Below are 24,294 nucleotides of genomic sequence, written 5' to 3' on the forward strand. Positions count from 1 at the left end.
GTTTTCACCCCGGAAAATCTGCTAGTTGAAAATTGGAACTACTACTGCTGCGAATAGACGGCTGTTTTACGAGTGGACCAATCGCTACCAATGCGGCGAATAAAATAAAGATCTCAACGTGATAAACCACGCTGTAACCGGTAATGGGCGAATTCATCACCTCACCCAATTGTCCCGAGCTCGCGAAACCTGAAATCAGATCGCGCAGGGCACCACCGACAAAAACGCCAATACCCGCCGCCGTCGCCTGCACCGCTCCCCAGGCCCCCAGCGCCAGCCCGTTGTTTTCCTCGTTGCCCTGAAGCATCGCGGCGGTCAGGGTTCCGACCGCGAACAGACCGCCACCAAGGCCGATCAATGCGGTACCCGCGCGGAACAAGAAGGTGGACTCCAGGGGCGCGGCAAACACCACCGCCGCGAAGGCAAAAATACCGATTACGGCGCCATAGGCGGCAAAGCGAACAGGATCGACGTGACCGCGCAATGTCTTTGAGGCAAACGCAAAGGCCACCAACATGCCGGCGCCAAAAATTCCAGTGAGCGCGGTGGTTTGACTCACAGACATAGCGAGTATTTCAGCGCCGTAGGGCTCCAGTAAAATGTCCTGCATACTGAAACCCATGGTGCCCAGAGCGACCGCAACCAATAATCGCGTTGCCCTGTTGGCACGGGAAAACTCCCGCCAGATCGCCATAAATTGCGGTCGCTTCCGATCCGGTCGCGTCAGGTGGGGCTGTCTCGCCTCCTGCTTCCAAAGCGCAACAAAATTGAATACGACGGTGAGTACCGCGGCGCCCTGGATCACCTTGATCAGGCGCACGTAGTTGAAGTCCTCGAGCACAGCAGCGAAAACCGCTGAACTGGCGATCATGCCCACCAGCAGCATGACGTAGAGCAGCGCCACCACTCGGGAGCGGTTGTCTTCATTCGCCAGGTCCGTCGCGAGTGCCAAGCCGGCGGTTTGTGTGGTGTGCATGCCGGCACCGACCAACAGAAACGCCAGCATGGATGCAGCAGGACCCACCCAGGCAGGACCCGCCTGAACCTCGGTCATTACGATCAACGCAAATGGCATAATCGCCAGACCGCCAAACTGCATCAGGGTACCCACCCATAGGTAAGGCACACGACGCCATCCAAGAAGCGACTTGTGGTAGTCCGAGCGGAAACCAATCAGTGCCCGCGCCGGCGCTGCCAGCAGCGGTAGAGAAATCATCAGTGAGACCAACCAGACCGCCTGGCCCAGCTCAATCACCATGATTCGATTGAGCGTGCCGGTGAGCAATACAACACTCATGCCCACACTTATCTGGAACAGCGAAAGCCTGAGCAGACGCGACAATGGCAGATCAGCCGTAGCGGTATCCGCGAACGGCAACCAGCGGGTACTTAACCCCTGAATGACGTTTACCATTGTCGGCCGGCGAGGACTCATCGTCGCTTCAGCTCGCAGGCCTGGGACGTATAAAATCCGCTGGCTACGCGCTGGGATCGTCCCCGCTGCCAGTCCCTGAAGGCCGGTGCATTATCGAGGGCACTGAACAGCCTTCGCTCGCTAACCGGTTCGATCGCGGGTGAGCGATTGCCCCTTGGGAAAATCTGCCCGACCGCATGCATGGCAGCGAGTAAATTGGTTCTCGGCGCAAAGGTAAAAACAAAGCTACCGGACACCTTCGGCGCCAGCGAACGCAATGTTTCCAGGCCGTCGTCAACGGCGTAGTGGATCAACGAGTCCATCGCGACCACGTGATCGAACTCGCCGAGATCCATACGGCGCATATCACCCACCTGAAAATCGATGCTACCGGGCAATTGGTCGGCGTCGATCCGTTGCGCAGCCAGAGCAACGAGGGTCGGTGACAAATCAATAGCCACCACATCGGCACCGCGCATCGCCGCTTCGAAAGCCAGTGCGCCAGTGCCGCAACCGGCATCCAGCAGGCGTAATCCCCGCATATCATCGGGCAACCAGCTCAGCAGGGTGGCGCGCATGGTGTCGCGGCCTGCACGAACGGTTTGGCGAATCTTGCCCACCGGTGCATCCGATGTGAGGCGCGCCCAGGTATCGGCGGCGGTTCTATCGAAGTAGTGCTCGATTTCATCGCGACGCTGTTGGTATTGAGCAGCCGGCATCAGTCAAACCCCAGGAAATCGAAGAGATCGCGATCGCGCATAGGCGTGACGGCCAGAGGATCTGTCCCATCCCACAGTTGCTGGGCGAGACGCATGTATTCGTCGCGAACTTCCTGCAAACCCGGAGAGTCTTCCAACTCAAACAGCGTCGATTTTTTGAGTCTGCTTCGGCGAATCACATCCAGATCAGGGAAGTGCGCGAGGCGCTTCATCCCGACCTCCGCGTTAAAGCGATCGATCTCGTCGGTGCCGGCACTGCGGTTGGCAATAACGCCACCAAGGCGTACCCCGTAGTTCTTGGCTTTCGCCTCGATGGCCGTAGCGATCCGATTCATGGCAAAAATCGAGTCGAAATCGTTGGCCGTCACTACCAACGCGCGCTCAGCGTGTTGCAATGGCGACGCAAACCCGCCACACACGACATCCCCAAGCACATCGAAGATAACGACGTCGGCGTCATCCAGCAGGTGATGTTGTTTCAGCAACTTGACCGTCTGCCCGACAACGTAACCGCCGCACCCGGTCCCCGCGGGGGGACCCCCGGCTTCGACGCATTGGACACCGTTATAGCCCTCGAAAACATAGTCCTCGGTGCGTAACTCCTCGCTATGGAACTCGACCGATTCGAGCATATCGATAACCGTTGGCATCAACCCTTTGGTCAGGGTGAAGGTCGAGTCATGCTTCGGATCGCAGCCGATCTGAATCACTCGCTTACCCAGTTTTGAAAAGGCGACCGACAGATTGGACGAGGTGGTGCTCTTGCCGATACCGCCTTTGCCATAGATGGCAAACACTTTGGCTTTATTGATTTCAATCGGTGAATCCAGATGTACCTGAACACTGCCTTCGCCGTCGCCGGACTGTGAGCGTCTTGGATCTACCTGTTTTACCGGTATGTGGTTTTGTCTGATATTCATGCAGCGGCTCCCCCAGCCACGCCCTCAACATAATCCTCCAGATCCTCTCCAGCACGACGCAGGGCGTCGAGGCTTTCCTGATCCGGATTCCAGTATTGGCGTTCTTGCGCTTCTAATAGACGGCTCGCCACTTTAGCGGCCGCAGTAGGATTCAGCGCTGCGAGTCGATCCCGCATTGCCTCATCGAGAACGAATGTCTCTGACATCCGCTGGTAAACCCAGGGCGCTACTTGGCCTGTGGTAGCAGACCAGCCCATTGTATTTGAAATATGGGTTTCGATATTGCGCACGCCCTCAAAGCCATGCTCGAGCATGCTCTCGTACCACTTGGGATTGAGTACCCGCGTGCGGGTCTCCAGCGCGACCTGTTCATTAAGGGTTCGCACTTTGCCGTTACCCGTCGTCTGGTCTGAAATATAGACCGGAACATCGCGACCACTCGCGGACTGAATGGTTCGGCTAATGCCACCGAGCGTGTCGAAGTAATGGTCTACGGTGGTCACACCGAGCTCTACTGAATCGAGGTTCTGGTAGGCGAGATCGACACCGGCGAGCATATTGGTGAGCAAACCACTTTGCTGGCTTACCGCACCCGACCGCGCATAGGCGAAACCCTTGCGCTTGGTATAGGCCTCACCGAGCTCTGCTTCGTCCTCCCAGCAACCTTCATCGATCATCAGGTTGACATTGGAACCGTAGGTCCCCTCGCTGTTACTGAATACTCGCAGCGCCGCCGTTTCCATATCGCAGTCGTGCTCGGCCTGATACGCCAACGCATGCTTGCGAATAAAATTGGATTCCAGTGGTTCGTCTGCGGTCGCAGCCAGCCACGCCGCTTCCGCGAGCAAACGGGTCTGGATCGGCAGTAAATCCCGGAAAATACCGGACAGGGTAATAACGACATCAATCCGCGGTCTTCCGAGTGCTTCGAGGGGCAACAATTTAGCACCGCTGATTTTGCCGTAGCTGTCGACCCGCGGCGTAGCGCCCATCAAAGCCAGCGCCTGGGCGATGGCCTCGCCCTCAGTCTTCAGATTGTCAGTGCCCCAAAGCACCAGGGCGATGGATTCCGGCAACGCCTCGTTGGCACTCACATGCCGATCGATGACCTGCTGTGCCTGACGGGCACCCTCCCCGAGTGCAAAAACACTGGGCAGTCGATAGGGATCGAAGCCGTGAATATTTCTACCCGTTGGCAGCACTTCGGGTGAGCGCATCAAATCACCGCCCGCCACCGGCCGAATAAAGCCGCCATCGAGGGCGTGAATAATCGCCGGGGTCTCCGTATCCTGCTGGAGGAATTCTGCCGCTCTTGCGAGCCCGTCGATTTTCTCTTCCAGACCGTCGGTGTCCGTCGGACAAAGCGCTGTTGCTTTTTTGGCGTCGCCAGCAAGCAGCGCTTCCAGCGCCGGCTCGGACAAGTCCAAACCATGGTTTGCGGCGGCCATGGAGCGCAGGGTATCCCTCTGCTCGGTCATCGACGCCACAGCGCCGATGGTATGCAATCCGTGGGGTATCAGCGTCTGCTCAAGTTCCAGCAGATCGTTGCGCAATTGATCGATACGCGGGTTATGGTCCGTTGACGACCACTCCGGCGTCTCATCTGCGAGGTCCACCGTGGCGGCCTGCGCCTGGATTAGCAGCGCGAGATCAATGCGCTGCTGGCCATTCAGTTGCTCGCCCTGGGACCGCCACTTATCTACCGAATCCTTGAGCGCCAGCAGGCCTTTGTAGAGATCGGCATTGGCTACCGATGGCGTCAGGTAACTGATCAAAGTGGCGGCGGATCGACGCTTGGCAATCAATCCCTCGGAGGGATTATTGGCAGCGTAAAGATAAAAATTGGGTAGATCGCCAATCAGTCGGTCAGGCCAGCATTCCGCGGACAAACCCACCTGCTTCCCGGGCATAAACTCAAGCGCCCCGTGGGTTCCGAAATGCAGTACCGCGTTGGCGGCGAAATCCTCGCGCAGATAGCGATAGAAGGCTGAGAACGCGTGGGTCGGTGCAAAGCCACCCTCGAACAGCAAACGCATCGGATCGCCTTCGTAACCCATGGGGGGCTGAACGGTGACGAGCACATTGCCAAATTGAGCACCCAGGACAAAGATGGATCGGCCATTAGTCAGGCTCTTACCCGGTGCAGCGCCCCATTGTGATTCAATTTCCTCAAGGTAGGGCTCTCGGCGTACATGATCGTCTACACTGATTTCAGTATGCACATTGGCGTGAACACCGTAGCGCGATGCATTTCCCGAGATAATATGCTCGCGCAGGGCGTCGACGGAGTCGGGAACCTCAACCGTATAACCGGCTGCCGACATTGATTTCAGCGTGTTATAGAGGGACTGAAAAACGCTGAGACTCGCCGCAGTACCCGTATTTCCTGCGTTGGGTGGGAAATTAAACAAGACCACGGCAACCTTTCGAGCCGCCCTCTCCTCGCGACGCAGAACGACCAGTTTTTCAATACGCGACGCCAGCATGTCTATTCGCTCGGGATGCGGCTTCATGACGCCGGCGCCGTTGCTGCCCGCCGCTGAACGACCGCCAAACACCAACGGACTGGTAGCACCATCGAGCTCGGGGATCGCAACCATCATGGTCGCCTCAATCGGCATCAGGCCATTATTGGACCCCTGCCAATCTTCGAGGCTTTGAAATTCGAGAGGCTGCACAGCCAGGTACGGCACATCCAGCGAGGCCAACATTTCCTGAGCGGCATCCGAGTCGTTATACGCGGGCCCGCCCACCAGTGAAAACCCGGTCAGCGAGACCACACAATCCACCGTGGCCACGCCATCTTTGACAAAGAAGCGATCCACTGCGGGTCTCGCATCAAGGCCACTGGCAAACGCCGGAATCACTGAAAGGCCCTTTTCTTCAAGCGCCTCGATGACCGCGTCGTAGTGTTTGGCATCGCCAGACAAGGCGTAGGAGCGCATGATAAGCAGCCCGACGGTACCCTTGGGTCCGGGCCTGGTTACCGTCTTCAACTCGCGAAGATCGTCGCTGATGTGTTTCTTGAGCCCGGGGTGGTACACACCGTTTTCGGGGTATTCCACGGGCGCTGCTGGCTTGCAGACCTCGCGCAGCTCCGCGCGCTCATCCGCGGCGTAACGACTGACCAGAAACTCGACCAGCCCCTGAATATTTTCCGAAGAGCCCGACAACCAATACTGCAGCGTTAAAAAGTAAGCCCGGACATCCTGGGCGGTGCCCGGTATGAAACGGAGAATCTTGGGCAATTGGCGCAGTACTGACAGCTGCTGTGCGCTGGTGCTTTTTTTCGATTGGTCGCTGGAACCGCGCAACCGCTTTAGCAGTGCGATGGGGCCGGTGGCTTCGCGGTCCATGCTGAAGCGACCCATACGCGTCAGCTTCATGACCTCGGCGGCGCTCATGCAGCAAATCATCGCGTCGCAGTGATCCCGCCGAGCACGCAGCTGATCAATAACCGCATCGATATGCGGCTCCATGAACAGCATGGTCGCGACGACAATATCCGCGGCGGCGATATCGGCATGACAGCTTTTCAGGGAATCGGGATCGGCTTCCCAGTCAGACGCGGCATGAATGCTAAGTTCAAGACCAGGCAAGCGCTTTCCGAGCTGATTTCGCGCGCTATCACAGGCGCTGCGGACATGGTTGTCCAGGGTAATTATGGCCACATGCACAGGCGTATTATTAACGGCTGAAGTGTGCTTTCGCTTCATAGAGCGTCTCCACGTCAATCACCTGAAGGCCCGCTCCCTGGGCATATTCCTCCGTATTTCGCCGCGCTTTGCCGCGCACGAAAAACGGTATTTTCTTCAATTCTTTCTCTGCTGATATGTCCCAGGTCAACTTGCCGACACCGACATCGGTGGTCGGCATATCCCGCAAAGTCGCCTCACCCTCTTCAAGATGCGATGGCGCCGCGCTGTCATTGAACTCAAAGTCTTCGCGGAACATGCGCAGCAAATGTTCTTCCAGACCCATCATCAGCGGATGGACCCAGGTATCGAAGATCACGTTGGCGCCCTCGTATCCCATTTGCGGGGAGTAGCGAGCGGGATAATCCTGCACATGCGCTGGCGTCGAAATAACGGCACAGCCAATACCGAGCCGTTTTGCGATGTGCCGCTCCATCTGCGTACCCAGTATCATTTCCGGTCGCAGTTCGGCCACATGGCGCTCAACTTCCAGGTAATCGTCAGTAATCAGTGGCTCCAGTCCCAGCTCTCTCGCGGCCTCTCGTACACTGCGCGCCTGCTCGCGGCTGTAAGTACCCAAGCCGACGACCTCAAAGCCCAGTTCTGATGAGGCGATCCGCGCCGCGGCAACCGCATGGCTGGCATCGGCGAAGATAAAGACCCGCTTGTCCGTGAGGTAGGTCGAATCTACCGAGCGCGAGTACCAGGGAAGGCGACTTGGAGACGCCTGTTCGATATCAATCGGAAGATTGAGGACGGTCGCGAGTTCCTGAAGAAAGTCATCGGTTGCTTTGACACCGATAGGCACCGTACGAATCAACGGCTGCCTGAAGTTTCGCGTCAGCCATTCGCACGCTGAATCAGCGACTTCAGGCGACAAACACACATTGGCATCCGCCAAAGGCAGTCGCTGCAGATCGTGCGCGCTGGCTCCCAGCGGAGCGACCACGTTGACGTCAACGCCAACGCTATCGAGCAGGGCCGTGATCTCTTTCACGTCATCACGGCAGCGAAATCCGAGCAGGGTCGGCCCCAGTAAATTCACACTGGGCCGCTGGCCTTCGGGTCGCGGCGCGGGTTCTTCGCCGGGTGCGGGAACCTTACTGGCGAGCAGCCCGCGCACCAGCTGAAAGAAGGTTTCGCTGGCACCCCAGTTCTCTTTTCGGGAATACGCGGCCATCTCGACCGAAATCACCGGCGTCGACATATTGGCACCACCGACCAGCGTGCCCGGTTGGTCCTGTATCAGTTCGGCGGTGCAGGAATCGGTTACCAGCAACACGTCCGGCTTGAACCGCTCGCAGGCATCACGGGCGGTAGCCAATACCAGCTCAGCGGTGCTTGAGCCTAAATCCCGCGCCTGAAACGTCGTGTAGGTGACCGGAGGTCGCCGACCTTCACGCTCGATCATGGTAAACAACAGATCAGCGTAGGTATCACCCTGCGGCGAGTGCAGTAAAAGATGCACACCGCGCATGGAGGCCGCGATCCGAATCGCGCCGAAGTGAGCGGGGCCTTCATAAGTCCAGAAAGACAGCTTCATGTGAAGTCCAGAAGCTGCTGACGACGCAGCGGCCGTGTGAATAATTCGACGAGATCACCCGCCTGGTCAAAACCCTGAATGGGGGTAAACATCAGCTCGATTGACCATTTGGTGCGCAGGCCTTCCGCCTCTAGTGGATTCGCAATACCCAGGCCGCAAACCGTCAAATCAGGTCGCTGCTCGCGTACCCGATCGAGCTGTGCATCGAGATTCTGACCTTCGATGATTTTTGATCCGTGGGGCAGCAATGCGGCGTCCGCGGCCATAATTTCCGTATCGAAATGGGGAGTGCCCAACTCGAGCAATTCCATCCCACACTCCCGCGACAGAAAACGGGCAATGGGAATTTCCAGTTGCGAATCCGGTAACAGCGCGACGCGCTTGCCCGTCAGTTTTTCAGCACGGGCAGCAATGCTCTTTTTCGCCCGAGCCAGTGAGCTTCGTGTTACCGACTCAAAGGTAGCCGCGGGAACTGACCAGGCGGTCGCTGCCGCCTGCAACCACGCCAGAGTACCTTCAGCGCCGTAAGGAAATGGGGCCGATAACAACTGGGCACCGCGACCGACCAAAGCCCGCGCGGTGTCGTTTAGAAACGGCTGTGCCAGTAGTACCTGGGTATTGGCACCCACCGCAGGCAACTCCTCGAAGCGACGCCCGGGAAAGAAGTCAACATCGGTGATACCCATGGCATCGAGCAAGCGCCGAAACTGATCCTCGACCACATCGGGAAGGCTACCGGCAACCAGCAGACGTTGAGTGCTGTCATGGCTATCGGGCAATTCGGCGACAAGACTATGCAGACAACTGTCTTCGCCCTGGGTGAAGGTGGTCTCTATTCCGCTACCGGAGAACGCGACGACCCTGACCGAGCCCTCGTGGCGGCGCTGCATTCGCTGCGCCGCGTTACCGAGGTCAAGCTTGATGACTTCTGAGGGACACGAAGCGACGAGAAAAAGACTTTTGATTTCCGGACGACGAGCAATCACCTCGTCAACAACGCGATCCAGCTCTTCATTACAGTCCGCCATTCCTGCGAGATCCCGGTCCTCGAGTATGGCGGTTGCAAACCGGGGTTCGGCGAAGATCATCACGCCAGCCGCGGACTGAAGCAGGTGTGCGCAGGTGCGCGATCCAACCACCAGAAAGAACGCATCCTGGATTTGCCGGTGCATCCAGATGATTGATGTCAGACCACAGAATACCGCCCTCTGCCCGCGCTCAGGGATCACCTCATAACCGGCTTCGATTCCATCGCTGGCGAGTACAGAACTCATCAATCGGCGACTCCAAGCAGTCCGGATTCCATAGTGGCGTTATCTGACTGCGCCCGACGGGCAGCGCCCATCTTGATCAGGAATTGCGCGGCGTTGATGACGTAAGCCGCGTAAGCCGCCAGAGCGAGCCACATTTGCCCGGTGGGCGTCAGGAAGCCAAAGATGAGAGCCAGTAAATAAGCGCTGTGTAAGGCGATAACAATCATGCTCACAGCGTCTTCCCAAAAGAACGCCTCGGCAAACAGGTACTGGCCGAACACCACCTTCTCCCAAATGGCGCCGGTGACCATGATCGCAAACAGTAGGAAGGTCTTGATCACTACTGACACCGTGGCCTCAAAAAGCCCTGTGCCATTGACGAGATAGTTGATAACAAAGACGACGCTGATGGCAAAAACGAGAAACTGCAACGGCGCGAGAAGGCCCTGCACAAGGGTCCAGCGGGTTTCATTTCTGCGCCTCAACTGCTCTGGCGTATAGAGCATTTTGCGCTCCGCGTTCTTTTTGCTGCTGTGGGCCATACTGCGGGCCTCCCTGGGACTGCCACACCTTCCTAAGCCAAAACCAAGGCGGGTGTTAGGTTTCAGACCCAATCTAGCGGTCACCCCCAGAGTTGTCAACTTTTTCTGACAGATTTTTGAGTCTAAAGAAGTGGACATTTTTGGCAGACTATGGTCGTATTCATTCTTTAATCCCTTTTGGTCTATAAAAAGGGTGACACTGACTATGGCAACATTGCCCAAATCGTCGTGTTAGGAATCGGGGACCTACTGCCGCTATGGGAATCACCACCAATGCCATCCGTGATGAGGGAGACCCGAGCGTGCTTACTGACCTCAGCTTCGACGAGTTGACACTGCTTCTCGGAAGGGCTTTTGATTTCCGCCTTGTGATCGATGGCGAGGGGCGCATTTTTGACTCCGCGGTCACCAATAATGAAGCCTCCGATTTAAGCCCAGGCAACTGGAATAACCGGGAGTGGATCAGCACGATCGCCCCCGAGAACCGTCAGCAGGCGAAGCAGGCGCTGCAAACGGCGCACAATCAACCCGGCATACCCGTAGATCTCGACGTAATCCACATCAGCGATTCCGGCATCGAAATGCCGGCGAAATATGTGCTCTTAGGGCACGGGTCGCGCACCATCGGTTTTGCCGATGATTTAAGGCCGCAGGCCAACCTGCGGCAGCAGCTACTGAACTCCCAACAGGCACTGGAACAGGATTACTGGACGCTTCGGCAGGTTGAGACCCGCTATCGGCAACTGCTTGAAATGACCGAGGAAGCACTGCTTATTATTGACGCCGGCAGTGGTCGAGTGGTCGAGGCGAATGCGGCCGCGAATAGACTTCTCGCTGGAGGCGCCGCCAACTCCCTGGTCGGTAGGCCATTCCCCCGCGGGCTGGCACCCGAAAGCCAGGTGGCGCTGGAGCGACTGTTCAACGATGTCCGGCAGACCGGACGCCACGAGCCCCTGGAAATAATGCTGGCATCGGGCGGAGAACGACTAGGCCTTGAGGCAAAGGCGGTGAGCGAAGGCAATGACCTGCGTTTTCACGTCAGAATCACGCCCCAGGAAGGCGCGGCGGCTAACGACGATCTGAATGCACTCCCCGCCTGGCTCGATCGGGCGCCCGATGGCGCACTGCTGCTCGACAACGAAGGCAACATCAAGGCCGCCAACCAGGCCTTCACGCGTCTGGTCGAGGCGACCACCAGCGCCGAAATCACCGGCCGGCATGCCTCTCAATGGCTGGGGCGAACCTCGGTTGATCTCAATGTGCTGCTTAACAACTTGCGCAGCCAGGACTCAGTGCGCTTGTACAGCTCGGTATTACGGGGCACCTTTGGCGCCATGACCGATGTGGAGATCAGTGCCAGCACGATGGTCAAGGGGCCAGAGCCCGACTACCTGTTGCTGGTTCGCGACGTCAGCCGTCGCGTTGGCGCAGAACACCCTTCCAGCAGCCCCCTGCCCCGGTCGATCGAACAGATCACCCGCCGGGTGGGCCAGGTGCCACTGAAACAATTGACCAAAGAGTCAACCGGCATTATCGAGGCCCTGTGCATCGACGCTGCACTCAAGCTTACCGGCGATAATCGCGCCTCCGCCGCCGAAATACTGGGACTCAGTCGCCAGAGTCTGTACGCGAAACTGCACCGCTATGGCGTGGGCACCAAGGAAACCAGCGAAGAAAGCTAGGCCCGGCTCCATACCCCGCATCTGTCTATTTATTTAGACGCTATTGTTGTTTTTATATATTGACACTTGATGCAGTGTCACCCCACACTACGGGGATGCAACGTGCCACACCCATAAATGCTGATAGTACTGCGCGCCTGGAGCCCCTGGCGCTACTGCAGCTGCTCAAGCCCGTTACGTGGTTCCCACCCATGTGGGCCTTTCTGTGCGGCGCGGTCTCTTCCACGGTGTCACTCTCTGAAAACCTGTGGCTGGTTCTCGCCGGGTTGATACTGGCAGGGCCTTTGGTCTGCGGTGCAAGTCAAATCATCAATGACTGGTTTGACCGGGAAGTCGATGCCATCAATGAGCCCAATCGTCCCATCCCCTCGGGGAGGGCGCCCGGAAACAGCGCTCGCCACTTCGCCATCATCTGGTGCCTGCTGGCTCTCGTCTGGAGTGGCCTATTGGGCACCTGGGTGTTCCTGGCAACCCTGGTGGGCCTCTTTATGGCCTGGGCCTACAGCGCACCGCCGCTGCGTTTTAAGCAAAACGGCTGGCTCGGCAACGCCGCCGTCGGTATTAGCTACGAGGGCCTGGCGTGGGTCACCGGTGCGGCGGTCATGCTCGGCGGAACACTGCCCGCAGGTCCGATTCTCCTGTTGGCTGCCCTCTACAGCATCGGCGCCCACGGCATTATGACGCTCAATGATTTTAAAGCCCTCGAAGGTGATCTGAAGCTGGGCATTCAATCGCTGCCCGCACAACTCGGACCCGAGCGCGCGGCGCGACTGAGCTGTGTCGTCATGACCCTCCCCCAACTCGGCGCCATCGCCCTGTTGGTTTATTTTGATCGCACCACTTACGCCGCGATCGTCGGGGCTCTGGTCGTGGGACAGTTCATCGCCATGGCCAGAATGCTCAAGGATCCGCGCCAGTATGCGCCCTGGTACAACGGTACCGGCGTCACCCTATACGTGCTGGGCATGCTGGTTTGCGCCCTCGCGGCGCCCTTTGACAGCGGAGTGGCCATCTAAATGCTGGGATGGATAGGCATTGTCCGACTGGGGCTGGTGCAAACCGCACTGGGTGCGATTATCGTGCTCACCACCTCGACACTCAATCGGGTCATGGTGGTCGAGCTCGCACTGCCCGCCATGCTCCCCGGCTTTCTTGTGGCGATTCATCACGCCGTCCAGCTGTCCCGACCCGGATTTGGCCATGGCGCGGATATCGGCGGGCGCAGTACACCCTGGATTATTGCCGGCATGGTGACCCTCGCCACCGGCGGCGTTGGCGCCGCGTGGTCAACCACCCTGATGGCGACGGACGTGACATTAGGTACGGTGTTCGCCGCCCTGTCGTTCATTCTTATCGGTCTGGGTGCGAGCGCCAGTGGTACCTCTTTACTGGTGCTCCTGGCCAAAGACGTACCGATCGAGCGTAAGCCAGCAGCGGCGACTATTGTCTGGTTCATGATGATCGCGGGCTTCGCGGTGACGGCGGGAGTCGCCGGTCACTACCTCGATCCCTTCTCGCCTGAACGTCTGGTAATAGTTTCGGCCACTGTCGCTGTTATTGCGGTGCTGGTAACCCTGGCCGCAGTATTCCGACTGGAAAAGCCTCGGGAAATAGAGAGCATCAATGTAGCAGAGAGCAAAACCAAGGCCCGCTTTCTTCAGGCATTGCGCCAGGTCTGGCAGGAGCCCACCGCCCGAAGCTTTACCGTCTTTGTCTTCCTGTCGATGTTTGCCTACAGCGCACAGGATTTGATTCTGGAGCCTTTCGCCGGCACCGTTTTCGGCATGACCCCCGGCGAATCCACCCAGTTATCGGGTATACAGCACGGGGGCGTTATGCTCGGAATGCTGGCCGTTGCCCTCAGTGGCACTGTGCTCAAACGCTCCCGGGGTAAGGCCATTCAGTTTTGGACCGTTGGTGGCTGTATCGCCTCAGCGATAGCGCTCACCAGTCTTGCCGTCGGCGGCAGTCAGCCCGAGACCTGGCCCCTCTCGCTGAATGTTTTTGCGCTAGGCGTTGCCAACGGTGCATTCGCGGTCGCCGCTATTGCGTCAATGATGATTCTCGCAGGGCACGGCGAAGGTCGTAAAGAAGGCTTGCGCATGGGTCTCTGGGGCGCCTCCCAGGCGATTGCCTTTGCGCTGGGCGGCTTTCTCGGCACAGTCGCGGTCGACGTCAGTCGCCAGTTCATCACCGAACCCGCGCTGGCTTACGGACTGGTCTTCACCGCCGAGGGCGTGTTGTTCCTCGCCGCCGCAAAACTGGGCATGAGTATCACGACCACCCCGAATTCAGCCAGGGAACCGTCTGTTTCATTTGGCAAAGTAGCCATGACAGAAGTCATGTAGGACAGTTGATTATGAATAACAGTACCGAACAGTTTGATGTTGTTGTCATCGGTGGCGGCCCCGCCGGAGCCACTGCCGCCAATGACCTCGCCTGCCAGGGTAAACGTGTGCTGATCGTGGAACGGGGCTTTCGCATCAAGCCCTGCGGTGGCGCCATACCCCCTGCGGCGATCGACGCTTTCGATATTCCACAGAGCCAATTGGTCGCGCGTATCAAGTCCGCGCGAATGATTTCACCCAAGAACAAACGGGTCGATATGCCGATTGCCGACAGCTATGTGGGCATGGTTGATCGCAAGGATTTCGATCCCTGGTTGAGAGCCCGCGCCGCATCGAACGGCGCAGAGGTCAGGACCGGCAACTTCTCCCAACTTAAGTACCTTGATTCAGGTGAGGTACTGCTAACCTATCGGGACAAGTCTCCCGAACAAAAAGAGGTCTCTGTTCTCACCCGCGCCGTCATCGGTGCCGACGGGGCCAAATCCAAGGTGGGCAAACAATGCGTGCCCGGCGCTGACAAGATAAAAAGCGTGTTCGCCTACCATGAAATCGTAAAGGCTCCTGCGGCAGATTCATCCGCTGACTACAAACCTACGCGATGCGACGTCTGGTACCAGGGACGTTTGTCCCCCGATTTCTACGCGTGGGTGTTTCCCCACGGCGATCATGCCAGTATCGGAATGGGCAGCGCCGTGAAATCCTTCTCCGCCACCCAGTCGGTTCGCCAACTGCGTGCTGACGTGGGTCTGACGAACGCCGAGACTGTGCGGCGGGAAGGCGCACCGATTCCGCTCAAACCCTTGAAAAAATGGGATGATGGCAGGGCCGTTCTCCTCGCGGGGGATGCCGCCGGTGTGGTTGCGCCCGCCTCGGGCGAGGGCATCTTCTATGCCATGCTCGGCGGCCGTCTTGCCGCAGATGCCGTGTTGCAGTTTCTCGCTCACGGCGATCCCGCTGCACTGCGCCAGGCCCGCAAACGCTTTATGAAAGAACACGGGCGAGTGTTCTGGGTTCTCGGCTTACTGCAGGCCTTCTGGTACGGCAGCGACAAACGACGGGAAAAGTTTGTTCACATGTGTGACGATCCCGACGTGCAGCGCCTGACCTGGCAGAGCTACACCCAGAAAAAACTGGTGCGCTCAGAACCGATGGCGCATTTTCGGGTCTTTATGAAGGATATGGCGCAATTGCTGGGAATCGCGCGAGCCTAAACCGCGCTCAGTGATCCAGGATCTACTGCTTTCCGGGCGCCTTTTTGATCTCATACTGATCGGAATCGGGCTGGAGATAGTGCTGCTCGGCTGGATTGCCCGGCAATATCCGGGCACACCACGCCTCGGTGTTCTACTCCCGAATCTGCTATCCGGTGCTGCGCTGATGCTTGCGGTGCGACTGGCGGTTACCGACAGTCGCTGGGAATGGATTGCAGCGACACTCGCCGCCTCGCTAGCGTTTCACCTGATCGATCTGGTAAAACGCTACCGCGAAGAATAGTCCGCTAACCTACCAGGCTGGGGCCATGCGCGCTTCGGCAGGCAACTCGTTGGACTCAACAGGCAGAAAGTAAAGCTTGGCGAAAGTAACTCCTGTGGCCGCCATCAGCCCCCATTGCTTGAGCCTCGGCAACACACCCTTCTGCTGACGCAGCGCTTCAGTACGAAGACTGAGATCGAGCATGCGATCGAGCCCGCGGCGGAAACGGGGATCATCGGTATTGAGGGTCAATGGAAAGACCTGGCGGGTAATCGCGGTGCAGATATCAAAAACCCGGTAATCAAACTCAGTGACATCCATACCGAACGCTTCGTACAGTTTTGGCCGCGTGTGATCCCGAACGTACATGGTTGAATAGACCGCCAGCAGGAAGAACCGGATCCACAATTTGTTGTGGCCGCGAAGCAGATACGGATTCGCACGCATCAGTAGCGCAAACGCTTCTCCGTGCGCAAATTCATCATTGCACCACTCGTAAAACCAGCTAAATATGGGGTGGAATCGATTTTCAGGGTTGCGCTCAAGATGTCGGAAAATAGTGATGTAGCGCGCGTAACCAATTTTCTCGGAAAGATAGGTCGCGTATAAAATATACTTGGGCTTAAAGAAGGTGTATTCCTTCTTTTTCTTGAGCTCACTCAGGTCAACGGCGACGCTCATTTGATTGAGAGCCTTGTTGATAAACCCGGCATGGCGTGACTCATCACGGGCCATGTAGCGCATCAGGCGCTCCATATCGGGATTCTCGGTGTGCTTCTGTATCTCCTGATACAACACACAGCCCGAATATTCTGCCGTGATCGAGCTCACCAACAAATCGAGAAACTCTTCTTTGAGCTCTGGGTCGGAATCGAGCGAGGCCGGATCGAAGTCGTAGGTTTTCTTGAAGTGGGCGCGATTCTTGTCCTCAGCAAAGTCCGCCATCATGGCGTCCCATTGCGCCCGGACGGGCTCGATATCGAGCTTGTCCAGCGCTTTATAGTCGGTTTTATAGAATCGCGGCGCCAGCATACGGCTTTCCAATGCCTGCTGCGTGGATTCGTTGTGCTCAATAATTTCCGCGTCGGTTTGTGTCATGCTCTCCCCCAGAGATCCATGTGTTCAGTCGAATTGACTATTTTCGTGTGTAGTTTAGTTGACATTTTGCGCATTTTCAAGCTTAGTGTGACAGATGTCCCGTTCTTTCGGGCCTCTCACCTTGGCCGCGGTTCTAGCCGTCGCCAACCACTGCAGGAGGTAGCGTGTCGGAGCAAGCCAACAGCCCATGCGACACGCTGTTACAGGTCGGTTATGTGAGTACCGAGAGCGCCCCTATCGACTCGCTGGGCCTTCTAAGGCTGCTTACCCGTATCAGGGAGCGCAACAATGCACGGGGCCTGACCGGGCTATTGCTACACCGGGACGACTCGTTTTTTCAGGTATTGGAGGGGCCGCCCGATGCCGTGGAAACGACGATGCATGAGATAGAAGCCGACACACGGCATCACAACGTGAGGATCCTGTTTAAGGAAACCATATCTGAGCGGGAATTCGGCGATTGGCAAATGGGCTTTCTGCAGCTCGATGGCGTCGACATGAGTAAAGTAGAGGGGTTTTCGAGCTTTCTGCACAACCCTGAACAACCCCAATCGTTCCTGGAGAACCTGAGTCAGAGCAAACGGCTCGCCCTGCTCTTTCGCGAACTCAGCTGACCGCCACTTTTCGTTTCCGCCAGATCGGCCTGAATACACCCAGCACCACGTTGGCAGACGCCACAAACCCCAGCACCCACAAAGAGGCCTGCTCCGCTGCAACGGTGGTTGCAAGCGCACTGACCGCTAATTCGCCGCTCACCGCCTGCGCAGCCAGTTCGGCTTCCCGCTCGATGGGGCCCTGAACCGCGAGAAGCGTCCCTTCAAACATCACCACACCGGAGACGAGCTTCAGCCACGCCCAGCCGGCGTTGTGGAAGGCGGTCGTGATGGCCATCGAGAGCAATCCGCTGACCAGGGTTACCCCGAGCGAGGGAAACAACACCCACCGCGCGATGCCGTCCATGACATCCCGGAGCGCACGGTAAGTCTCGAGGCCCTGCTCGGGGTCGGGCAATAAGGCATTAACAACAATCAAAGAGGCCATGGCACCCAACATGCCAATTGCCCCCATTGTGTGCAGAAACTTCATGACCTTGCGCTGCATGGGACCCCGTCGACGCTTCGATAGTCGCCGAATGTACGCAGTGCAAAGCCGGGGAGATCATCCCCGAGCAGCGGGGTTTAACCGCCCAGCGCCTCGAGCGCCGGGACGTAGGCGTAACCGAGGGCCTCAGCCACCGCTTCGTAGGTCACCTTGCCCTCATGCACATTCAGGCCGTTGCGCAGGTGGACGTCGTCTTTCAACGCATCAAGGCCTTTACCCGCCAGGCGAATGGCATAGGGCAAGGTCGCGTTGTTAAGCGCCATGGTAGAGGTCCGCGCCACACCCCCGGGCATATTGGCCACGCAGTAGTGCACTACGTCATCGACCACGTAGGTGGGCTCCTGGTGGGTCGTTGCCTTCGAGGTTTCAAAACAGCCCCCCTGGTCAATCGCCACGTCGACCATCACAGCACCGGGCTTCATCCGCGATACCAAATCCCGAGAAATCAGCTTCGGTGCTGACGCGCCAGGGATTAACACCGCGCCGATCACCAGATCAGCGCTCAGCGCGTAGCTCTCGATCGCGTCCTGGGTCGAGTAGATCGTCGCCACCCGCCCATCGAAAATATCATCGAGCTGCTTCAGGCGGGGCACGCTGCGATCGAGTATCGTTACACGTGCACCCATACCCACCGCCATGCGTGCGGCATTGGCACCGACAACGCCACCGCCGATGACCAATACTTCGCCCGACGCAACGCCGGGAACACCGCCGAGCAGCGTACCGTTTCCACCCTGGGCTTTCTCCAGATGATAGGCTCCCGCCTGCGCCGACATGCGCCCGGCCACCTCGGACATCGGTGCGAGCAGCGGCAATCCACCGCCATTCTGGGTCACTGTCTCGTAGGCTATACAGGTAGCCCCCGACGCCACCAGCAGTTCAGTCTGGAGCGGATCTGGCGCCAAATGCAGATAGGTGAACAGCAATTGCCCCGGACGCAGTTGCTTACACTCCTCGGGCTGCGGCTCTTTGACCTTGATGATCATTTCGGCTTCGGCAAAAATCGCTGCGGCAGTCGCTGAAATCTCGGCACCGGCCGCCGCGTAGTCCTCATCGCTAAACCCGATGCCGGCACCGGCCATGGTCTCGACCAGCACTCGATGTCCGAAGTGGCTGAGTTCGCGGACACCCGCCGGAGTCAAGCCGACGCGGTACTCGTGGTTTTTTATTTCCTTGGGGATTCCGACAATCATAATGTCCTCCGACGCCGCTTCTCGAGCCGCTGCTATTAACCGTTGTTTACCGTACAATTGATACAACTAATTTAGCCCCTTTCCTGTAGCGCTTTTTATCGAATTACGCTGGAAATTCAGATGAATCGACTATTTCAATTCGCATAGAGGCCGTTTCGACTATTGTCGTCGACAACTCGTATCGAGGAGTAGCCATGCCCTATCAACAGGGTGATCGTATAGATCGCCACATACTCAGACTTCTTAAACGCCACGGTCGTATGAGCTTCGCTGAAATCGGCCGTCGCGTCGGGCTCACAACAACACCGTGCAAAGAACGCATACGCCGTATGGAGGAGGGAGGCGTCATCCGGGGCTACCATGCGGATCTCGACCCACAACAGCTCGGTGCCGGCTTGATTGTTTTCGTGCAGGTCACCTTGCAGCGCACTGCCGGTGATGCCTTTCGGCGATTTACCGACACCATCGCGACCATTCCGCAAATTGAGGAATGCCATCTGGTATCTGGCGAATTCGACTACCTGATCAAGGCCCGTGTTGGCGACATGAGCGAGTACCGCGAGCTTCTGGGCGGGGCACTGCTGCAATTGCCCAATGTGCTCGAATCGAAGAGTTACCCCGTCATGGAGACCCTCGTCGACACGCAGGCGCTTGATGCCGTGTTGGGCGCCGACCGTCCGCGGCGATAAGGTGGTCCGCTACCGTCGCGCTAATACAACCGTCTCAGGATCAGTCACGTCTGTCGGCCCGTCGCTGCACATGCTCGGGACCGAGCTCTGCCACCGAACGGCAGCCGAGTAACGCCATCCCACGTTCGACTTCTTCGCGCAGTAATGACAGGGCATGGGCCACACCCGCCTCTCCGCCCGCCCCGAGTCCGTAAAGATAAGGGCGGCCAATCGAGCAGGCATTGGCACCCAGCGCGAGCGCTTTGATCACATGCGTGCCACGACGAATCCCGCCGTCCACAATCAACTCCAGCTGATCACCCACCGCATCCCTGATCGGCGCCAAACAGTCTACCGGCGCTGGCGCCGTCTCGAGCTGACGCCCGCCGTGATTGGAAAGCATCACCGCACTGGCACCGATCTCGACTGCGCGTCGCGCATCCTCCGGTGTCGACATACCCTTAATGACAAAAGGTCCATCCCATTGATCGGCCAACCACGCTGCGTCATCCCAGGTCACCGTCCGATCAAACTGTGAATTGATGTATTGGATAACACCCATCGCACCAAGATCTACTACATCGAGTGACTTGTGCTCGACATTCGCGAGTTTGAAATCGGGCTGCATCAAGAAGCGGAATGACCAGGGTAGCTTCGTGGCAAAGCTGAGAGAGCTCTGTAGCGTGATACGAGGAGGGATAGTCATCCCATTGTGAAGATCACGTTCACGGTGGCCGGCGACCATGGTATCGACGGTGAGGCATAACGCTTTGTAGCCTGCTGCCTTACAGCGCTGAACAAACTCCGTGGTCAGTCCTCGGTCTTTAAAATATAGACCTGGAACATCTTCGCGCGTCAGTGCATGCGCCCACTTCCTCGATACTCGTCGAGGACATACTCGACAAAATTGTATAGCGTCCCCGCCTCTGCGGCCGCGCGGGCAACCCCCAGTTCCTTGTGATGATGAAACAGTCGACTGGTGCCGGTAGGAGACAGGAAAAAAGGGAGTTGTATATCGAGCCCAAGCACTCGGGTGCCCAGATCAATCTGCTGCACGTCATTCAGATAACGTGGCAGTAACTCGTAGTCGTCGAACGCGCTGCTGTTGCGGCGTAACGAGATTTCATCATCCGACCCTCCATCCAGGTAATCGAATATGGGCTTCGGCAGGCGCCCTTTCGCGCGCAAGCGCAGATCCGCAATACTGTGGCATTGCTTGAGTGACTTCATGGGGATCCCCTGTTCAGCGCAGACCAATAAACGAGGGAATCAACAGGCACCGCCGCCCCCCCGCTTATTCAATTCACCGCCGATGGTACCCCCTCGTCGCCTCGTTTACATCGATGCGGGACAATTAAACCGCGCCTTACCCGACCAAGCACACAACCGGAGGGCTAACCCGTCATGAGGTCGTTCAGGCGCTCATGGAACGCCTGCACCCTGCGCTCCTGATTCGGCATCCAGTACCCCTGATAGCCCGCAGACGCCAGGCCTTGTTGCTGCATAGCCGCAATGCTGAGATCCTGGTCAGCGGTGGTACCGAGACTCTTTTCTCCGTAGCGGATGTGCTCATGCATGGCATCCTCTACCGGAAGATCAGGACCGCCTGCGGGTGACGGTGTCATCGATTGCCCCTCGATCGGATTCACCAGCCACCAGTGGTCGAAAAGACACTGGGTCGGATCAGAGGGATGTGGCCGCGGTCGCAGCAGTTGGACACCATCCGGGCCGACCGTAATCACATTATTGGGGAACAGGTTGTAAATCACATAATCCGTGAGCTGGTAATCTGCGAGATAGCTGTAGTGCTTGTAGCCTCGCTCATCTCCCTTGGCACGCTTTGCGCTCTGGATATCGACGCGCAGCTGCTTCCAGGAATCCCGACCCACATAGTCATCACTGTTAATCCCCCAAGCCGCTGCCATACTCTTCAGGGGCTCGCCGATAGTGTCACTGCCGTACTGCTTCGACGGCATGAAGGACGGGAACCATCCGCGGTTGTGGCCATTGGGGAAAAGATCAAACTGGCAATCCTGGTAGTCAGCGGCTATGTAAGGAATAAGCTCGGGATGAAGCACCTTGACGTGGTAGGCCTCATTGAAATTATCGGTAATGATCTTCCAGTTGCAGGTGGCTTCGGCGGTGATATCGAGCACCCGGGTCATGTCCTGCATTCGATGGGAATCGAGCTCGCAGGTAATCTGCTCACCAAGGAACTCTTCGAGGCTCACTGCGGTGTCATCGAAGTTAAACCAGATAAGCCCAAACCGTTCCTCGCAACGCATTTCCTTTAGTCGCGCCTTGCCACAGGGGCTCTCCGCAAAGTCTTCCTCGTCCGGTACTGCTGTGACCACACCGGCGCGATCAAACTCCCAGCCATGATACGGGCAGGTAAAACGCTGGGCGTGCCCATCGAGGGCCTCGGTGATTCGAGTGCCCCGGTGCGGACAGGAATTAAAAAACGCCCTCACCTCTCCAGTCTCCTGGCGCACCATAATGACCGAGTCGATACCAATCTCAGCCGTCAGGTAATCACCAGGCTCCGGCATCTGATAGGCGACTCCACCAATATTCCATACCCGATGCCAGACATTTTTGAACTCGCGCGCAAGATAGTCCGCGCTGGTGTAGCGGTCGGCGCTCACTGAGTCGCCACGCAGGGTGGCTTCGTTTGCTTTAGGCGGTCGGCTTAAGGCCTGCTCGAGGATAATTGGGTTATGCGAAGTCATACCTGCCTCTTTTTATGTTGTGTCGTATCTCTATAAGTTTAATGTAAAGAGCCTTCAATAAAAAAACAACCCAGGCTGACTTTTTTGCCCAAGGCCGGGAGCCTTCGAGGGATCTATCGTATAGACTAGTCATTGCGCCCTCTTTGGCACCCGACAGCGGTAGATCATTGAAATTCTGGGGTATCGCGAACACCCCTCGATGATAATCTACCCGGTTACTGCAAATTAACGCCACGCCCCCTGTGTCTATGTGGCCACCACGGAGTTCTTATGCGACGTCATCGCACCACACTTATTCCCCTGACAGCCGCCATTGGAGCGCTCATGACCGGGTGCGGCGGGGGTGGTGGAGGAACCGCTCCAGCGCCCGCCCCGCCCACCACTGGCAGCCTTAGCCTGGATGTCACCGATGCACCTGTCGATAGCGCATCCCGCGTGCTGGTTCAGTTTACGGGGGTTTCGCTACAACCGAGCGAAGGCGATCCGATTGAGCTTGCGATCACCGGTGATACCCAAACTTGCCAGCAACTACTCGACGGTACCCCGCCCTCGGCTACTCCGGAGGGAGAAGACACGGTTCGCTGCATCGACCTTCTGGCACTTCAGGGCACAGAGAGCAGCACCCTACTTCAGGATGTCGAGCTTGATGCGGGTACCTACAGTGGCCTGAGACTGAAAGTGGACGGTGAGCGCGGCGTAGTCGATTCAGCGATTGAACTGAACGATGGCGGTATTGAATCGCTGTTTATTCCCAGCGGGGGCGAATCCGGGCTCAAGCTCAATTCATCCTTCGATATTTTAGCCGGGGGATCGAGTCGCTTTGTTATCGACTTTGACTTACGCAAGTCCGTGAATGATCCGCAGGGATTTCCAGACTACCGACTCCGGCCCTCGCTGCGATTGGTGGATCTCTCTGAAAGTGGGGGTATCGCGGGTGTGGTCGCGCCAGAGCGGCTAAGCGCACCGGAATGCACCGGCGACATCAACACAGGCGGTGGTTACGCGGTTTACGCCTATACTTCAACAGACGATACGCCCCTCGGAGAAGAGGGCTCTGACAATGCGCCACTGACAAGTGCCTCAATCGCACTGAATAATGAGGGTGACTGGTCTTATACGCTGGGTTTTCTTCCACCGGGAGACTACCGGGTCGGGTTTACCTGTCAGGCATCTGAGGACGATGTAGACAATGCCACTGATGGAATTCTCATCGTGCCCAGTGTGGACAATCCCGTTTCCGTGGTCGACGGCGAGGAAGCGGTCGCCAATTTTCTATAGGTCCGCGCCAACTATCTTTAAGAGTGCTCCGGTAGCTCATCGACCAAAGGCGTCAAGGTCCAGTTTGCAGTTCCACCAGTCCTGCTCGATCGCGGCACCGAGACCGTCATAGAAATCGATGGCTGGCCGGTTCCAGTCAAGCACCTGCCAGTCCAACCGTATGGCACCGGCTTGCCGGGCCTCCAAAGCGGTTTGCGTCAAGAGCGCAAGCCCGATTCCTTTCCCCCTAAACTCGGGCTCGACGTAGAGATCTTCCAGGTAGTAGCAACAGCCCTTCCACGTGGAGTACCGCGTGTAAAACAACGCCAGTCCCACGCCCTGCGAATCCGACTCAGCAACCAAAAATTCGAACCAGCCCTCCTGCCAATGACTCAATAGCTGGGCCTCAGTATTGACCACCTCCTCTGGGGCTTTTTCATACAGCGCCAGGTCATTGACCCATCGAAACACATCCGGGATATCCCGGGCCTCACCCTTGCGAACGGTTATTGTCATCGCTTAACAAATTCTCATAGATACATTTTGCATTTATGGCCCGGCCTTCTCACTCCGTTCCAGCAGCACAGTTTACTCCCACGGAAGTCCTGGTGCTTGCTGCGAGCCCGTCGGATAAAGATTGAGAGGCGAATATCCCAACA

At 57.6% G+C, this 24,294-nt stretch carries 22 protein-coding genes; 8 read left to right on the plus strand and 14 right to left on the minus strand.

The genetic code is table 11. The features are described 5' to 3' along the window. Window positions 1-4: 4 nt before the first annotated feature. The 7 genes from NOR51B_RS13520 to bchF are packed head-to-tail and all read right to left on the minus strand — an operon-like array spanning window position 5 to window position 10,086. Complete coding sequence (locus NOR51B_RS13520; RefSeq protein WP_040482145.1) at window positions 5-1,435, minus strand: BCD family MFS transporter; 1,431 nt, start codon at window positions 1,433-1,435, stop codon at window positions 5-7. Then, window positions 1,432-2,133: a magnesium protoporphyrin IX methyltransferase gene (bchM, locus tag NOR51B_RS13525; protein WP_009018976.1), complete on the minus strand. Its 702-nt coding sequence runs from the start codon at window positions 2,131-2,133 to the stop codon at window positions 1,432-1,434. Before bchM ends, NOR51B_RS13520 begins: the two co-directional genes overlap by 4 nt. After that, entirely contained in the window at window positions 2,133-3,053 is a 921-nt protein-coding gene (bchL, locus tag NOR51B_RS13530) for a ferredoxin:protochlorophyllide reductase (ATP-dependent) iron-sulfur ATP-binding protein (RefSeq protein ID WP_009021555.1), read from the minus strand. The genes bchM and bchL overlap by 1 nt, the downstream gene beginning before the upstream one ends. After that, entirely contained in the window at window positions 3,050-6,769 is a 3,720-nt protein-coding gene (locus tag NOR51B_RS13535) for a magnesium chelatase subunit H (protein ID WP_040482146.1), read from the minus strand. Before NOR51B_RS13535 ends, bchL begins: the two co-directional genes overlap by 4 nt. Then, the gene (gene bchB / locus NOR51B_RS13540; RefSeq protein ID WP_009021197.1) at window positions 6,741-8,291 is read right to left on the minus strand and encodes a ferredoxin:protochlorophyllide reductase (ATP-dependent) subunit B; all 1,551 of its coding nucleotides are present in this window, start codon (window positions 8,289-8,291) and stop codon (window positions 6,741-6,743) included. Before bchB ends, NOR51B_RS13535 begins: the two co-directional genes overlap by 29 nt. Next, window positions 8,288-9,565 (minus strand): ferredoxin:protochlorophyllide reductase (ATP-dependent) subunit N, encoded by a 1,278-nt coding sequence (locus tag NOR51B_RS13545; RefSeq protein ID WP_009020265.1) that lies wholly within the window; start codon window positions 9,563-9,565, stop codon window positions 8,288-8,290. The genes bchB and NOR51B_RS13545 overlap by 4 nt, the downstream gene beginning before the upstream one ends. Then, window positions 9,565-10,086 (minus strand): 2-vinyl bacteriochlorophyllide hydratase, encoded by a 522-nt coding sequence (bchF, locus tag NOR51B_RS13550; RefSeq protein WP_040482147.1) that lies wholly within the window; start codon window positions 10,084-10,086, stop codon window positions 9,565-9,567. Before bchF ends, NOR51B_RS13545 begins: the two co-directional genes overlap by 1 nt. 257 nt (window positions 10,087-10,343) lie before the next feature. Between bchF and ppsR the strand changes: the two genes are divergently transcribed. The 5 genes from ppsR to NOR51B_RS13575 are packed head-to-tail and all read left to right on the plus strand — an operon-like array spanning window position 10,344 to window position 15,610. Beyond that, window positions 10,344-11,768, plus strand: coding sequence for a transcriptional regulator PpsR (gene ppsR, locus NOR51B_RS13555; RefSeq protein ID WP_009019179.1), 1,425 nt, complete (start codon window positions 10,344-10,346; stop codon window positions 11,766-11,768). A gap of 59 nt (window positions 11,769-11,827) precedes the next feature. Next, on the plus strand, window positions 11,828-12,784 hold the full coding sequence (gene chlG / locus NOR51B_RS13560) for a chlorophyll synthase ChlG (protein ID WP_230198475.1): 957 nt from the start codon (window positions 11,828-11,830) through the stop codon (window positions 12,782-12,784). After that, complete coding sequence (locus NOR51B_RS13565; protein ID WP_009021131.1) at window positions 12,785-14,116, plus strand: BCD family MFS transporter; 1,332 nt, start codon at window positions 12,785-12,787, stop codon at window positions 14,114-14,116. It abuts the gene before it with no gap. Window positions 14,117-14,127: 11 nt separating this feature from the next. Continuing rightward, window positions 14,128-15,327 (plus strand): geranylgeranyl diphosphate reductase, encoded by a 1,200-nt coding sequence (locus NOR51B_RS13570; protein ID WP_009019909.1) that lies wholly within the window; start codon window positions 14,128-14,130, stop codon window positions 15,325-15,327. 10 nt (window positions 15,328-15,337) lie between these two features. After that, window positions 15,338-15,610 carry a hypothetical protein gene (locus NOR51B_RS13575; RefSeq protein WP_009020819.1) on the plus strand — a complete coding sequence of 91 codons (273 nt, stop codon included), beginning with the start codon at window positions 15,338-15,340 and terminating at the stop codon, window positions 15,608-15,610. A 9-nt stretch (window positions 15,611-15,619) separates the two neighbouring features. Here the strand turns inward: NOR51B_RS13575 and acsF are convergent, their stop codons facing one another. Continuing rightward, the gene (acsF, locus tag NOR51B_RS13580; RefSeq protein ID WP_009019082.1) at window positions 15,620-16,687 is read right to left on the minus strand and encodes a magnesium-protoporphyrin IX monomethyl ester (oxidative) cyclase; all 1,068 of its coding nucleotides are present in this window, start codon (window positions 16,685-16,687) and stop codon (window positions 15,620-15,622) included. Window positions 16,688-16,851: 164 nt separating this feature from the next. On the opposite strand from acsF, the gene NOR51B_RS13585 reads away from it, so the two are divergent. Next, window positions 16,852-17,301 carry a BLUF domain-containing protein gene (locus tag NOR51B_RS13585; protein WP_009021276.1) on the plus strand — a complete coding sequence of 150 codons (450 nt, stop codon included), beginning with the start codon at window positions 16,852-16,854 and terminating at the stop codon, window positions 17,299-17,301. Here the strand turns inward: NOR51B_RS13585 and NOR51B_RS13590 are convergent. Together NOR51B_RS13590 and ald are read right to left on the minus strand one after the other, a co-directional pair. Continuing rightward, complete coding sequence (locus NOR51B_RS13590; RefSeq protein WP_009020804.1) at window positions 17,294-17,788, minus strand: hypothetical protein; 495 nt, start codon at window positions 17,786-17,788, stop codon at window positions 17,294-17,296. The genes NOR51B_RS13585 and NOR51B_RS13590 overlap by 8 nt on opposite strands. 77 nt (window positions 17,789-17,865) lie before the next feature. Further along, window positions 17,866-18,981 carry an alanine dehydrogenase gene (gene ald, locus NOR51B_RS13595; RefSeq protein WP_040482149.1) on the minus strand — a complete coding sequence of 372 codons (1,116 nt, stop codon included), beginning with the start codon at window positions 18,979-18,981 and terminating at the stop codon, window positions 17,866-17,868. Between the two features lie 194 nt (window positions 18,982-19,175). Here ald and NOR51B_RS13600 point away from each other — a divergent pair, with 194 nt between their 5' ends. Then, the gene (locus NOR51B_RS13600; protein WP_040482150.1) at window positions 19,176-19,670 is read left to right on the plus strand and encodes an Lrp/AsnC ligand binding domain-containing protein; all 495 of its coding nucleotides are present in this window, start codon (window positions 19,176-19,178) and stop codon (window positions 19,668-19,670) included. Between the two features lie 40 nt (window positions 19,671-19,710). Here the strand turns inward: NOR51B_RS13600 and NOR51B_RS15805 are convergent, their stop codons facing one another. The 3 genes from NOR51B_RS15805 to NOR51B_RS13610 form a co-directional block, all read right to left on the minus strand. After that, window positions 19,711-20,562 (minus strand): alpha-hydroxy acid oxidase, encoded by an 852-nt coding sequence (locus NOR51B_RS15805; RefSeq protein WP_326544580.1) that lies wholly within the window; start codon window positions 20,560-20,562, stop codon window positions 19,711-19,713. Further along, complete coding sequence (locus NOR51B_RS15810) at window positions 20,505-20,879, minus strand: alpha-hydroxy-acid oxidizing protein (RefSeq protein ID WP_009020958.1); 375 nt, start codon at window positions 20,877-20,879, stop codon at window positions 20,505-20,507. Before NOR51B_RS15810 ends, NOR51B_RS15805 begins: the two co-directional genes overlap by 58 nt. 164 nt (window positions 20,880-21,043) lie before the next feature. Continuing rightward, a complete protein-coding gene (locus NOR51B_RS13610; RefSeq protein ID WP_040482151.1) occupies window positions 21,044-22,378 on the minus strand; it encodes an aromatic ring-hydroxylating oxygenase subunit alpha in 1,335 nt (444 codons plus the stop codon). Window positions 22,379-22,648: 270 nt separating this feature from the next. Here NOR51B_RS13610 and NOR51B_RS13615 point away from each other — a divergent pair, with 270 nt between their 5' ends. Then, window positions 22,649-23,656 carry a DUF4382 domain-containing protein gene (locus NOR51B_RS13615; protein ID WP_009019837.1) on the plus strand — a complete coding sequence of 336 codons (1,008 nt, stop codon included), beginning with the start codon at window positions 22,649-22,651 and terminating at the stop codon, window positions 23,654-23,656. Between the two features lie 36 nt (window positions 23,657-23,692). On the opposite strand, the gene NOR51B_RS13620 is transcribed toward NOR51B_RS13615, so the two are convergent. Continuing rightward, on the minus strand, window positions 23,693-24,151 hold the full coding sequence (locus NOR51B_RS13620; protein ID WP_009021468.1) for a GNAT family N-acetyltransferase: 459 nt from the start codon (window positions 24,149-24,151) through the stop codon (window positions 23,693-23,695). Between the last annotated feature and the right edge of the window lie 143 nt (window positions 24,152-24,294).

The organism is Luminiphilus syltensis NOR5-1B, from assembly GCF_000158175.1.
GTDB lineage: Bacteria > Pseudomonadota > Gammaproteobacteria > Pseudomonadales > Halieaceae > Luminiphilus > Luminiphilus syltensis.